Annotated in this window: 12 protein-coding genes; 5 read left to right on the forward strand and 7 right to left on the reverse strand. The window is 69.0% G+C overall.

What is annotated here, in order from left to right:
- Nucleotides 1–12 precede the first annotated feature (12 nt).
- The 3 genes from OG338_RS14365 to pknB all read left to right on the forward strand — a co-directional run bounded on the left by OG338_RS14365 (nucleotide 13) and on the right by pknB (nucleotide 5032).
- Nucleotides 13–1422: an FtsW/RodA/SpoVE family cell cycle protein gene (locus OG338_RS14365; protein WP_405937716.1), complete on the forward strand. Its 1410-nt coding sequence runs from the start codon at nucleotides 13–15 to the stop codon at nucleotides 1420–1422.
- Nucleotides 1419–2876: a peptidoglycan D,D-transpeptidase FtsI family protein gene (locus OG338_RS14370; RefSeq protein ID WP_405937717.1), complete on the forward strand. Its 1458-nt coding sequence runs from the start codon at nucleotides 1419–1421 to the stop codon at nucleotides 2874–2876. The genes OG338_RS14365 and OG338_RS14370 overlap by 4 nt, the downstream gene beginning before the upstream one ends.
- Before the next feature lie 167 nt (nucleotides 2877–3043).
- Nucleotides 3044–5032 (forward strand): Stk1 family PASTA domain-containing Ser/Thr kinase, encoded by a 1989-nt coding sequence (gene pknB / locus OG338_RS14375; protein ID WP_405937718.1) that lies wholly within the window; start codon nucleotides 3044–3046, stop codon nucleotides 5030–5032.
- 75 nt (nucleotides 5033–5107) lie between these two features.
- Here pknB and OG338_RS14380 read toward each other — a convergent pair whose 3' ends face one another.
- The 5 genes from OG338_RS14380 to OG338_RS14400 form a co-directional block, all read right to left on the reverse strand.
- Nucleotides 5108–5836, reverse strand: coding sequence for a class E sortase (locus OG338_RS14380; protein ID WP_405937719.1), 729 nt, complete (start codon nucleotides 5834–5836; stop codon nucleotides 5108–5110).
- A gap of 33 nt (nucleotides 5837–5869) precedes the next feature.
- Nucleotides 5870–7105, reverse strand: coding sequence for a class E sortase (locus OG338_RS14385; protein WP_405937720.1), 1236 nt, complete (start codon nucleotides 7103–7105; stop codon nucleotides 5870–5872).
- Nucleotides 7102–7740 (reverse strand): aminodeoxychorismate/anthranilate synthase component II, encoded by a 639-nt coding sequence (locus tag OG338_RS14390; protein ID WP_018101916.1) that lies wholly within the window; start codon nucleotides 7738–7740, stop codon nucleotides 7102–7104. Before OG338_RS14390 ends, OG338_RS14385 begins: the two co-directional genes overlap by 4 nt.
- Nucleotides 7737–7922 carry a hypothetical protein gene (locus tag OG338_RS14395; protein ID WP_018101915.1) on the reverse strand — a complete coding sequence of 62 codons (186 nt, stop codon included), beginning with the start codon at nucleotides 7920–7922 and terminating at the stop codon, nucleotides 7737–7739. Before OG338_RS14395 ends, OG338_RS14390 begins: the two co-directional genes overlap by 4 nt.
- Nucleotides 7923–8016: 94 nt before the next feature.
- Nucleotides 8017–8784 (reverse strand): DUF881 domain-containing protein, encoded by a 768-nt coding sequence (locus tag OG338_RS14400; protein WP_405937721.1) that lies wholly within the window; start codon nucleotides 8782–8784, stop codon nucleotides 8017–8019.
- Between the two features lie 141 nt (nucleotides 8785–8925).
- Between OG338_RS14400 and crgA the strand changes: the two genes are divergently transcribed.
- Complete coding sequence (crgA, locus tag OG338_RS14405; RefSeq protein ID WP_361033578.1) at nucleotides 8926–9180, forward strand: cell division protein CrgA; 255 nt, start codon at nucleotides 8926–8928, stop codon at nucleotides 9178–9180.
- A 330-nt stretch (nucleotides 9181–9510) separates the two neighbouring features.
- Here the strand turns inward: crgA and OG338_RS14410 are convergent, their stop codons facing one another.
- Nucleotides 9511–10410: a rhomboid family intramembrane serine protease gene (locus tag OG338_RS14410; RefSeq protein WP_405940422.1), complete on the reverse strand. Its 900-nt coding sequence runs from the start codon at nucleotides 10408–10410 to the stop codon at nucleotides 9511–9513.
- A gap of 155 nt (nucleotides 10411–10565) precedes the next feature.
- Nucleotides 10566–11093 carry a peptidylprolyl isomerase gene (locus OG338_RS14415; RefSeq protein ID WP_405937722.1) on the reverse strand — a complete coding sequence of 176 codons (528 nt, stop codon included), beginning with the start codon at nucleotides 11091–11093 and terminating at the stop codon, nucleotides 10566–10568.
- A 335-nt stretch (nucleotides 11094–11428) separates the two neighbouring features.
- Here OG338_RS14415 and OG338_RS14420 point away from each other — a divergent pair, with 335 nt between their 5' ends.
- Entirely contained in the window at nucleotides 11429–12145 is a 717-nt protein-coding gene (locus OG338_RS14420; RefSeq protein WP_405937723.1) for a DUF5324 family protein, read from the forward strand.
- The last annotated feature ends 165 nt before the right edge of the window (nucleotides 12146–12310 follow it).

Here is a 12310-nt window from a genome sequence, read left to right on the forward strand (position 1 = left end):
GCCTTCAGCACCATGAGCGTTGTCACCAACACGACCACGGTCGGCGCGATCAACGCGCCGAGCCGACGCAACACCGAACTGATGATGATGGTCTTCGCCATCGCCATCTCGGTGTTCGCCTACGCCAACGTGGGCCTGGCGCTGGACGGCAAGCTGCCGTCCGGAATGTTCGGCTACGGAGCGGGGCTCATCCTGCTCGGCGGTGTCGCCCATCTCGTGGTGCGGAAGTTCGCCCCGTACGCGGACCCGTTGCTGCTGCCGCTGGCCACGCTGCTCAACGGGCTGGGGCTGGTGCTGATCTGGCGGCTCGACCAGTCGCCGCGGCTGATCCGGCGTGCGGAGTACCTGTACGGGTCGTACAGCGCCGACGCCCCCAAGCAGCTGCTCTACTCGGCGATCGGCGTCGCCTTCTTCGCCGCGGTCCTGATGATCCTCAAGGACCACCGCATCCTTCAGCGCTACACGTACATCTCGATGGCCGCGGCGCTGGTTCTGCTGGTCGTCCCGATGTTCTTCCCCGCGGTGAACGGCGCGAAGATCTGGATCAGCCTCGGCCCGTTCTCCATTCAGCCGGGTGAGTTCGCCAAGATCCTCATCGCGATCTTCTTCTCCGGCTACCTGATGGTCAAAAGGGACGCGCTGGCCCTCGCCAGCCGCCGTTTCATGGGCCTGTACCTGCCGCGTGGACGCGACCTCGGTCCGATCATCACCATCTGGGCCCTGTCGATCCTGATCCTCGTCTTCGAGACCGACCTCGGTACGTCGCTGCTGTTCTTCGGCCTCTTCGTGATCATGCTGTACGTCGCCACGGAGCGGACCAGCTGGATCGTCTTCGGTCTGCTGATGTCGGCGGCCGGCGCGGTGGGTGTGGCCTCGTTCGAGCCTCACGTACAAGAACGTGTGACCGCCTGGCTCAACCCGTTCGGCAAAGAGACGATGGCACACAGCGACCAGATCGCGCAGTCCCTCATGGCCTTCGGCTCCGGCGGCACCATGGGCACCGGCCTGGGGCAGGGCAACTCCGACCTGATCCAGTTCGCCGCCAACGCGGACTTCATCCTCGCCACGGTGGGTGAAGAGCTCGGCCTCGCCGGGATGATGGCCGTCCTGCTCATGTACGGACTGATCGTCGAGCGCGGCATTCGTACCGCCCTCGCCGCCCGCGACCCCTTCGGCAAGCTCCTGGCAGCAGGGCTCTCCGGCGCGTTCGCCATCCAGGTCTTCGTCGTCGCCGGCGGCGTCATGGGCCTGATCCCGCTCAGCGGCATGACGATGCCGTTCCTCGCCTACGGTGGTTCGTCCGTTCTGGCCAACTGGGCCCTGATCGGCATCCTCATCCGGATCAGCGACACCGCACGCCGCCCCGCGCCGGCACCCGCACCCTCCACCGACGCCGAGATGACCCAGGTGGTCCGACCGTGAACAAGCCCCTGCGCCGGATCGCGATCTTCTGCGGCGTCCTGATCTTCGCCCTTCTCGCGCGGACCAACTACCTGCAGTACGTGAAGGCCGACGATCTCAACACCCGCGACGAGAACCGCCGCGTCCGCATCGAGCGGTACGCCCACGAGCGCGGCAACATCATCGTGGACGGCAAGTCGATCACCGGGTCCGCCGAGACCAAGGACAGCGACTTCAAGTACAAGCGGGTCTGGAAGAACGGCCCCATGTGGGCCCCCGTCACCGGCTACTCCTCGCAGGCGTTCGGCGCCACCCAGCTGGAGAGCATCGAGGACGGCATCCTCACCGGCAACGACGACCAGCTCTTCTTCAACCGCACCATGTCGATGTTCACCGGCGACGAGGAGACGGGCGGCAACGTCGTCACCACGCTCAACGGCGCCGCCCAGAAGGCCGCCTTCGAGGGCCTCGGCAACAAGAAGGGCGCCGTCGCCGCCCTCGACCCGCGGACCGGCGCCATCCTGGCGCTCGCCAGCACCCCCTCGTACGACCCCTCGACCTTCGCGGGCAACAGCTCGTCCGACACCAAGGCGTGGCAGTCCCTGTTGAAGGACAAGGACAAGCCGATGCTCAACCGGGCGCTGCGCGAAACCTACCCGCCCGGCTCGACCTTCAAGGTCGTCACCGCGGCCGCCGCTCTGGAGAACGGGCTCTACGACGATATCGACGCGGACACGGACTCACCGCTGCCGTGGCGCCTCCCGCAGTCGCGCAAGGACCTGGACAACGAAGGCAACATCCCCTGCAAGAACGCCTCGCTCCGTGAGGCGCTGCGCTGGTCCTGCAACACCGTCTTCGGCAAGATCAGCGATGACCTGGGCAACCAGAAGATGATGGACGAGGCCGGCAAGTTCGGCTTCAACAAGGAGATCTTCACCCCGGTCCGCTCGAACGCCAGCGTGTACCCCGAGGACAACCGGCCGCAGAACGCCATGGCGGGCATCGGCCAGGCGTCCAACCGCGCCACCCCGCTCCAGATGGCGATGGTCGCCTCCGCCGTCGCCAACGACGGCAAGCTCATGCAGCCGTACATGGTCGCCGAGCGCAAGGCGCCCAACCTGGACGTGATCTACACGCACGAGAAGGAGGAGTTCAGCCGTCCCCTCTCGGCGGGGAACGCGCAGAAGCTCCAGGAGATGATGGAGACCGTCGTCAAGAAGGGCACGGGCACCAACGCCCAGATCCCGGGCGTCAAGGTCGGCGGCAAGACCGGTACCGCCCAGAACGGTCTGAACAACAAGGGGAACCCGTACGCGTGGTTCATCTCGTACGCGAAGACCGACAGCGGTTCCCCGGTGGCCGTGGCCGTCGTCGTGGAGGACAGCGACGCGACCCGCGAGAACATCTCCGGTGGCGGCCTGGCCGCCCCGATCGCGAAGGCGGTCATGAAGGCGGTCATCGAAAGCGAGAAGTGACACCGCTCACACTCGGCCGCGAAAGCGCCTCTGCGGATACCGGTCGGATATCAGGTACTGCCTGCGGGCCGATCAGCTGATGCGCGGCCGGTAGCGTATGCGCGAACAGCACACCGCCGGACCGCACACCGGTGCGGTCAGGACTGACGGAGAGGGCTGGAACAGTTATGGAAGAGCCGCGTCGCCTAGGCGGCCGGTACGAGCTGGGCTCGGTGCTCGGCCGTGGTGGCATGGCCGAGGTCTACCTCGCCCACGACACCCGGCTCGGACGCACCGTCGCCGTGAAGACGCTCCGGGCGGACCTCGCCCGCGACCCGTCCTTCCAGGCCCGGTTCCGCCGTGAGGCCCAGTCCGCCGCCTCGCTCAACCATCCGGCGATCGTCGCGGTGTACGACACCGGCGAGGACTACGTCGACGGGGTCTCCATCCCGTACATCGTCATGGAGTACGTCGACGGCTCGACGCTCCGCGAGCTGCTGCACTCCGGGCGCAGGCTGCTGCCCGAGCGGACGCTCGAAATGACGGTGGGCATTCTCCAGGCGCTGGAGTACTCGCACCGCGCGGGCATCGTCCACCGGGACATCAAGCCGGCCAACGTCATGCTGACCCGGACCGGACAGGTCAAGGTCATGGACTTCGGCATCGCCCGCGCCATGGGCGACTCCGGTATGACGATGACCCAGACCGCCGCCGTCATCGGCACCGCCCAGTACCTCTCCCCCGAGCAGGCCAAGGGCGAGCAGGTCGACGCCCGGTCCGACCTCTACTCGACCGGCTGCCTGCTCTACGAGCTGCTGACCGTCCGGCCGCCGTTCGTCGGGGACTCCCCGGTGGCGGTCGCGTACCAGCACGTACGGGAAGAGCCGCAGCCGCCGAGCACCTTCGACCCCGAGATCACGCCCGCCATGGACGCGATCGTGCTGAAGGCCCTCACCAAGGACCCCGACTACCGCTACCAGTCGGCCGACGAGATGCGCGCCGACATCGAGGCGTGCCTCGACGGTCAGCCGGTCGCCGCGACCGCCGCGATGGGCGCGGCGGGTTACGGCGGCTACCCCGGCGGGTACGACAACGACCAGCCCACCACCGCCCTGCGCGCCGCCGACCAGGGCGGCGACCGTACGTCGATGCTGCCGCCGGTCAACCCGGACGACGGCGGCTACGGCTACGACGACCGCCCGGACCGCCGCAGGCAGAAGAAGAACCACACCTCGACGATCCTGCTGGTCGTCGCGGGCATCCTGGTGCTGATCGGCGCGATCCTCATCGGCAAGGCGGTCTTCCCCGGCGGCGGTGGCGACGACGGCGCGTTCGACGTGCCCCCCATGGTCGGCATCACGCTCCAGGACGCTCAGAAGCTGGCCGACAACACGAACATCATTCTCAAGGTCGGCCCGAAGGAAGAGTGCAAGGAGCAGCCCAAGGGCAAGATCTGCCGCCAGACACCGGCGGACGGGAAGATGAAGGAGCAGGAGACCGTCACGGTCTTCGTCTCCAGCGGCCCGCCGAAGGTCGAGGTCCCGGACGTCACCGAGAAGTCCGAGGCCAACGCCCGCGAGATCCTTGAGAAGCGGGGCTTCACCGTCCACGTCACCTCGGTCGAGTCCGACCAGGCCGATCCGGGCACCGTCCTGGAGCAGTCCCCGAAGGGCGACACGAAGGCCGAGGAGAACTCCGAGGTCACGCTGAAGGTCGCCACGGAGAAGCTGCTCACCATGCCGCCGGTGACGGGCCGCTCGTACGACGACGCGGTGAACCAGCTGACCGCCTACGGCTTCAAGAACATCGGTCGCAGCGATGTCGACTCCGACAAGCCCGCGGGTACGGTCGTCGAGCAGACCCCCGTGGCCAACGAAAAGGTCGGCAAGGACACCTCGATCATCCTGAAGGTCTCCAAGGGCCCGACGCAGCCCCCGACAGTCCCCATCCCCGAGATCCGCATGCACAAGGTCTCCGAGGCCAAGCAGATGCTGACCCAGGCCGGCTTCACGAACATCCAGTTCGCCGAAGGCAGCTCGGACGACGACAACGCCATTGTCGCCAATGCCGACCCGCAGCCGGGCACACAGTCCGACCCGGCCACCACCACGGTCACTCTCACCACGGTGGGCGGAGGCAACGTCGTCGCCGGGCCGAACGGCGGACAGCGCCACTGACCCGCTCCACACCCCGTACGAACAGAGGGCCCCGGTCACCGCGAAGGTGACCGGGGCCCTCTGCCGTAACGCCTTTCAGCGCAGCTCCACCGGCTTCGTACGGGCGCGGTCGACCTTCTCCGTACGGACCAGCTCGCCCCACACGATGTAGCGGTACTTGGACGTGTAGACCGGGGTGCAGGTCGTGAGCGTGATGTAGCGGCCGGCCTTCTTGGCGCCCGAGCCCTTCGGGACGGGTCCCAGCACGTCGACGTTGTACTTGGACGTCTGCGGCAGCTCGCTGAAGACCTTGTAGATGTACCAGGTGTCCTTCGTCTCGAAGACGATCGCGTCCCCGGTGTGCACCTTGTCGATGTTGTGGAACTTCGCCCCGTGCCCGTCCCGGTGGGCGGCCAGCGCGAAGTTGCCCTCCTTGGCCGAGGGGAGCGCGGATTTCACCGGATCGGTGTAGTAACCGGCGACACCGTCGTTGAGGATGTCGGTGTCGGTGCCCTTCTTGACGAGCACCTCGCCGTTCTTCATCGACGGGACGTGCAGGAAGCCGATGCCGTCCTTGGTGTCCAGCGCGCCGGGCCCGTCGGCCCACTTGTCGCGGACGGTGTGCCCCTGCTTGGTGGCCTCGCGATCGGCGAGCACGTTCGTCCACCACAGCGAGTAGACAACGAAGAGGCCGAGCACCAGACCTGCGGTGATGAGCAGTTCACCGAAGAAACTGACCGCCGTCGCGATGGGATGGCGGCCGCCCTTCCGCGCGGGCGGCGCGGACTCGTCGGTCAGCTCCTGGTCCTCGGTCGTCGCTGTCATCGCACTGCCCTGTCGTCATGGCGTCCGGCCCGTTCAGTCCGCGAGCACGTCGGGCTTCCCCTCGCTGCGCGGCCGTTCGTCGACCATCTTGCCCCAGACGATCAAACGGTACGTACTCGTGAATTCCGGCGTACACGTCGTCAAGGTGATGTACCGGCCGGGCTTGGTGAACCCGGACTGCTCCGGCACCGGCGCGATCACGGAGACGTTGGAGGGCGAGGTCTGCGGCAGCGCGCTCGTCATCTCGTACGTGTAGTACGCCTCCCGGGTCTCGACCACGATCGGGTCGCCGGGCTTCAGGCGGTTGATGTAGCGGAACGGTTCGCCGTGGGTGTTGCGGTGAGCGGCCAGCGCGAAGTTGCCCTGCTTGTCGGAGGGCATCGCCGTCTTCAGCGGCTTCTCGCTGTAGTGGCCGACCATGCCCCGGTCGAGGACCTTCTCCTTGCTGGTGCCCTCGGCGATCGGCGTGACGACGTCCAGCTTGGGGATGTGGATGATGGCGAAGCCCTGCCCCGGCTCGAACGCCTCCTGCTTCACGGGGGTGTTCTCGTTCTTGGCCCAGTCGTCCTGGATCTTGTGGGTCTCCCGGCCGGCGATCTGGTCGGCGCGCACATTCGTCCACCAGAGCTGGTAGGTGACGAACAGCAGCATCAGGACGCCCAGGGTGATGAAGACTTCGCCGATGCCCCGGCTGATGACGATCGCGGGGCTGTCCTTGGCGGCCTTGGCCGCACGGCGCGCCTCCATGCGCGTCATGGGCTTCGCCGGGGTGTCGTCCGCCCCGGCGCCGGGCGGGCGTGGCGCCGGGGCGGCGCGCCGCCTGCCACGGCTCTTCGCGGCACGCCTGCGCTCGGCGCGGCCGCCGGCGGGCGGCTCGGGCTCCGGCCCCGGGCGGGGCGCCGGCCCGGCCGGGTCGCCCGCGTCTATTCGGCCGATGACCTCCGTGGCCGGCTCCACGGCCTCCTCGGCGGGGGGCTGCGGAGGGTCCAGGGGCGGCTGTACGGGCCCCTGGTGGCCGTACCAGTCCCGCTGGTACCCATCGGGGTCGTACCACTCCTGCGGGGCCTGCTGGGGGCCCTGTGGCTCGTAGGGCACCTGCGGCTCCGGGGCCACGGACTGCGGGCCCCCGGGCTCCGGGCCCGGCAGCGGGTCGTTCAACGGGTCCGCCAGCCGGTGGACCGCCGCCTCGAACGCGCCCGGTTCCTCGTACGCCCGCGGATCGTGCGGGTCGTCCTGCCCGGCCCCGGCTCCGTGGCGGGGTGGGGTCACGCGACGGCCTTGCCCACCACCGGAGCGAGGCCCGCCGACCTCTCGACGGCTCCGGTGTCCCCGCAGCGCACCAGCCAGTTGGCCAGCATCAGGTGGCCGTGCTCGGTGAGCACGGACTCCGGGTGGAACTGCACGCCCTCGACGGCCAGCTCGCGGTGGCGCAGGCCCATGATGATGCCGTCGGCGGTCCGCGCGGTGACCTCCAGCTCGTCGGGCACGGTGTCCGGTTCGGCGGCGAGCGAGTGGTAGCGGGTCGCGGTGAACGGCGAGGGCAGTCCGGCGAACACGCCCGCGCCCTCGTGGAGCACCGGCGAAGTCTTGCCGTGCAGCAGCTCGGGGGCGCGGCCGACGACGCCGCCGTACGCCACCGCCATGGACTGCATGCCCAGGCAGACCCCGAAGACCGGGACGCCGGTCGCCGCGCAGTGCCGCACCATGTCGACGCAGACACCCGCGTGCTCCGGGGTGCCGGGGCCGGGGGAGAGCAGGACGCCGTCGAAGCCGTCCTGCGCGTGGGCCGTGGTCACCTCGTCGTTGCGCAGCACCTCGCACTCGGCGCCGAGCTGGTAGAGGTACTGGACGAGGTTGAAGACGAAGCTGTCGTAGTTGTCCACGACCAGGATGCGGGCGCTCACCGGGCGGCCCCCGTCGGCGCGCTCGCTCCGTCGACCGTCACATCGCCGAACGGAAGCAGCGGCTCCGCCCACGGGAAGACGTACTGGAACAGCACATAGACGACCGCCAGGGCGAGCACGAGCGAAATGAACGCACGCACCCACACGTTGCCCGGCAGATGCCGCCAGATCCAGCTGTACATCCAGACCCTCCATTCGGTACCGGGTCCAGACTAAAGGGCCCGGGGCCCGGCGTGGGATGCCTGTGGAAAGCTGTGCGGCGCCTGTCGCCGTCTGCTACTTCACCGGCTCCGCGTAGTGCAGGTCCACCGTGCCCGAGTAGCCGGGGAGGGTCGCCGCCCCCTGCTCGTCCACCTTCCAGCCGAGCCCGTACGCCTTCACGTACAGCAGGTAGTTCTGGATCGCCGGCGAGGCGTCCAGCGCCCGCCGCAGCGCCGCAGTGTCACCGACCGCGGTGATCTTGTACGGGGGTGAGTAGACCCGGCCCTGGAGGATCAGGGTGTTGCCGACGCAGCGCACGGCGCTGGTGGAGATCAGCCGCTGGTCCATGACCTTGACGCCCTTGGCACCGCCCTGCCACAGGGCGTTTACGACGGCCTGGAGGTCCTGCTGGTGGATGACCAGGTCGTTGGGCTGCGGGTCGGGGTAGCCGGGGCTGGCGGTGGCGTTGGGCGGGGCGTCGTCGAGCGTGACGGAGACGGCCGGGCCGGACAGCTCGGTGGTGCCCGCGGTCCGCTCCAGCGCCTTGAGCCTGGCGGCCTCCGCCTTGGTGCTGCCGTTGTCGCGCTGGGCGAGGCTGTCGATGTCCCCGCGCACGGATGCGGCGGACTCCTCCAGCGCGGCGTTCTTCTCGCTGCGCTGCTGGATGAGGTCGGACAGCTTCAGCAGTGAGGCGTCGGTGCGGATATTGGTGCCCTTCGCCGTATTCGCACTGGTCACGAAGATGAGCCCGGCAAGGGCGAAAACGGCAGCCGTGAGCACTCTGGCCGGGTGCCGGAAGGTGCGGCGGACCGGCCCGGGGGGAGAGTCGGCAGAATTGCTCAACGTACCCTTATCTCCTTCGGTGCCACGGAAGGACTACGCTAACGGACGCCCGGGGGAGGCCACATTCCCCCTCGCGCCCCGCCCCGGCGCCAGCCACAGTTCCCTGCGCGGTCACGCAGCGCATCGACAGGAGAGTTCCTCGTGCCGAAGTCACGGATCCGCAAGAAGGCCGACTTCACGCCGCCCCCGGCGAAGCAGGCGACCAACATAAAGCTGACCAGCCGTAGCTGGGTGGCGCCCGTGATGCTGGCGCTCTTCCTCATCGGGCTGGCCTGGATCGTTGTTTTCTATGTGACCGACGGCGATCTGCCGGTGGAGTCGCTGGGGAACTGGAACATCGTCGTCGGGTTCGGCTTCATCGCCGGCGGCTTCGGCGTCTCCACGCAGTGGAAGTAGCCCGCGCGACCGCGTAGAACCACACCCCGGCCCCGCTCCGCAACCCCTGCCCTGAGTTACCCACAGCGTTATCCACAGGTGGGGGAAAAGGTCAGACGATCTGTGGATAACTCTCAGGCCGTTGACGCCGGTGTGACTGCATCCGCCCCCACCCCGGGGCGGGACGCCCCTTGTCCCGACTGGAAAAACCCAGCTCAGGGACAAGGGGCACAGTTGTGCCCGCGATATGCACAAGATCCGGATCAGGCTGTGGAACCCTGTGGACAACTTCGGTCACAAATAGTCCACAAGCGTCCTGTGCGCGTGTACGGGGACGGCCGGATGCGCCCGCTAGGTCAGGGCGGCCGTTCTCGTCACCACGATCAGAACGACGGCCACGAGCACCAGGGCGCAGGTCCCGAACTGCACCAGATCGCGTCGCTCACGCGGGGCGTGCACCATGCCGATCCCAATCAGCACTCCGGCGATCAGTCCCCCGACATGCGCCTGCCAGGCGATCCCGCCCCAGGGGTTGAAGGTGATGATCAGATTGAGCACGAAGATCGCGATGACCGGGCGCATGTCGTAGTTCAGCCGGCGCATCAGTACGGCGGTGGCGCCCAGCAGCCCGTAGATGGCGCCCGAGGCTCCCAGCGACGGCTGGTTCGGCGCCGCGAGCCAGTACGTCAGGGCGCCGCCGGCCAGCCCGGAGAGCAGATAGAGCGCGAGGAAGCGGACCCGGCCCAGCTTCGCCTCCAGCGGTCCGCCCAGCCACCACAGGCCCAGCATGTTGAAGGCGATGTGCCACACCTCCTGGTGCAGGAACATCGACGTCACCAGCCGGTACCACTGGCCTTCCGCGATGCCCTCGGGCGGCCCGCCGTAGTAGAAGTTGGCGCGGCCGAGCAGCATCAGGCGGTCGACCAGCGAATCGTCGGCCAGGACCGCGGCGAACACCGCGATGTTGATCCCCATCAGGATCTTGGTGATCAGCCGGGGGTCCGCCGCGACGACGCCCCCGGCCAGGGTGCGCGGCCGGGCGGCGGACGCGCTGTGCCCCGTACCCGATCCCCGGCGGACGCAGTCCGGGCACTGGAAGCCGACCGACGCGTCGACCATGCAGTCCGGGCAGATGGGCCGGTCGCAGCGGACACACCGGACCGCCGTCTCCCGGTCCGGGTGGCGGTAGCAGTGGGCCGGCCCCTCGACGGGCGGCGGCGGTCCGGCCGCGCCCGGCGGCTGCTGGTCCATCGGTCCCATGGCTTCCCGGTCCCCTCGGTCCTCGTCGTCGCACGGATGCGCACGACACCGCCCCGCGCATCCGTTCTGCCATGAGATACGGACGGGCGGGGCGGTTGGTTCCCGAACGTGGAGTCGGAGAGTGAGAGCGCGAACGCGGAGGGCGATCAGCGCCTCTCGATGGTGACCGACTCGATGACGACGTCCTGCACCGGACGGTCGGTACGCGCGTTGGTCGCGGTGCCCGCGATGGCGTCCACCACCTGCCGGCTCTTCGCGTCCACCACCTCACCGAAAATCGTGTGCTTGCCGGTCAGCCAGGCCGTCGGCGAGACCGTGACGAAGAACTGCGAGCCGTTGGTGCCGGGTCCGGAGTTGGCCATGGCGAGCAGATACGGCTTGGTGAAGGCGAGATCGGGGTGGAACTCGTCCGCGAACTTGTACCCGGGGCCGCCCGTTCCGTTCCCCAGCGGGTCACCGCCCTGAATCATGAAACCGCTGATCACGCGGTGGAAGACGGTGCCGTCGTACAGCCGGGCCCGGGTCGGCTGCCCCGTGGCCGGGTCGGTCCACTCGCGCTCCCCCTCGGCGAGCTCGACGAAGTTCTTGACCGTCTTCGGAGCGTGGTTCGGCAGGAGCCGGATCTCGATGTCGCCCTGATTGGTCTTCAAGGTGGCGTAAAGCTGCTCGGCCACGATCTGCCTTCCGTGAGTCTGCACGTGTGTGCTGCGCGTCTGCGCTGCCCGCCGGCCCGCACCGCTGACCGGGCCGGACCGACGCCCCGATCCTTGCACGGGCCGCCGCCAGGGCGTCCGAGGCGGGAGCCGGGAACCTCCGCGCCGCCGCGGCGCGGACGATGCGGCCAAGTGCGTGACGAACCGGCGCGACAGCGGATGAACCGTGGCATGGTCATCGGAAGGTACCGAATGACCCGGATGCCCGCCCCGCATGCCGCACAGGGCACACGCAGGCATGATCTCGAATTGGGTGGAAAGGCGGAGTACTACCCGCCACCAAGGAGGAGGATCCCGTGACCCGCATCGACAGCGTGCGTGCCGCAACCGACTCGGCGAGGGACAGCGTGCAGCACGCCGCGGAAGTGGTGGCGCCCTACGCCGACTCGGCCAAGGACCAGGCCGTCCACTATGCGCACGAGGCCCGCACGCTGCTCGCACCGAAGGTGTCGAAGGCAGCCATGCAGGCCCGTGTGCAGTACGGCGCGCACGTCGCCCCGCGTATCGAGCTCGCCCGCACACACGTACCCCCCAAGGTTGACGAGGTCGGCCGGCGCGCCGCGCTCCGCACCCGTCGGGCCGCCCGCAGCGCCGCGGACTACACCGTCCCGCGCATCGAGAGCGCCCGCGCCGCCGCCCAGCCGGTGGCGGAGGAAGCCGCCGCGCGCAGCGCCGCCGCGGTGGCCGCCCTGCGCGGCCAGGTCACGGCGAAGCAGATCCGCAAGCTGGCCCGGAAGCACGAGCGGCGGGCCAGGGCGGGCAAGGCGTTCAAGGGCCTGGCCGTGACCGGTGTCCTGGCGGCCGTCGGCTACGCGGTGTGGCGCTGGTGGGACAAGCAGGCCAACCCGGAGTGGCTGGTGGAGCCGCCCGCCCCCACCGAGGTCGACGACCGCGCGCCGCTGTCCTCCGTCGACGGCAGCCCGCACGCCTCGACGCTCCTGGACCCCGAGGTCGAGGCCAAGCAGGCCGACGCCGAGGCAGCCGGCGAGGACGGCCCGGACGACCGCGCCTGACCGGCGTACACCGCGCGGCGGCAAGCGCACCGGAACGGGCGCCGGAGGACCCCGAGGTCTCCCGGCGCCCGTCCGCGTACCCGGGAACCCACCTCCGTAACCGGCCTCGCGCAATGCAAAGAGGCTCCCTGATCCGCGTTTCCGCAGTTCAGGGAGCCTCTTGGG

Source organism: Streptomyces sp. NBC_00726 (assembly GCF_045161735.1).
Taxonomy (GTDB): Bacteria; Actinomycetota; Actinomycetes; order Streptomycetales; family Streptomycetaceae; genus Streptomyces.

Bases quoted from the DNA above. Each gene is read 5' to 3' on its own strand.
- OG338_RS14395 (WP_018101915.1), bottom strand. From the start codon at position 7,922: ATGTACAGCTGGATCTGGCGGCATCTGCCGGGCAACGTGTGGGTGCGT.
- OG338_RS14380 (WP_405937719.1), bottom strand. From the start codon at position 5,836: ATGACAGCGACGACCGAGGACCAGGAGCTGACCGACGAGTCCGCGCCG.
- pknB (WP_405937718.1), top strand. From the start codon at position 3,044: ATGGAAGAGCCGCGTCGCCTAGGCGGCCGGTACGAGCTGGGCTCGGTG.
- OG338_RS14365 (WP_405937716.1), top strand. From the start codon at position 13: ATGAGCGTTGTCACCAACACGACCACGGTCGGCGCGATCAACGCGCCG.
- OG338_RS14410 (WP_405940422.1), bottom strand. From the start codon at position 10,410: ATGGACCAGCAGCCGCCGGGCGCGGCCGGACCGCCGCCGCCCGTCGAG.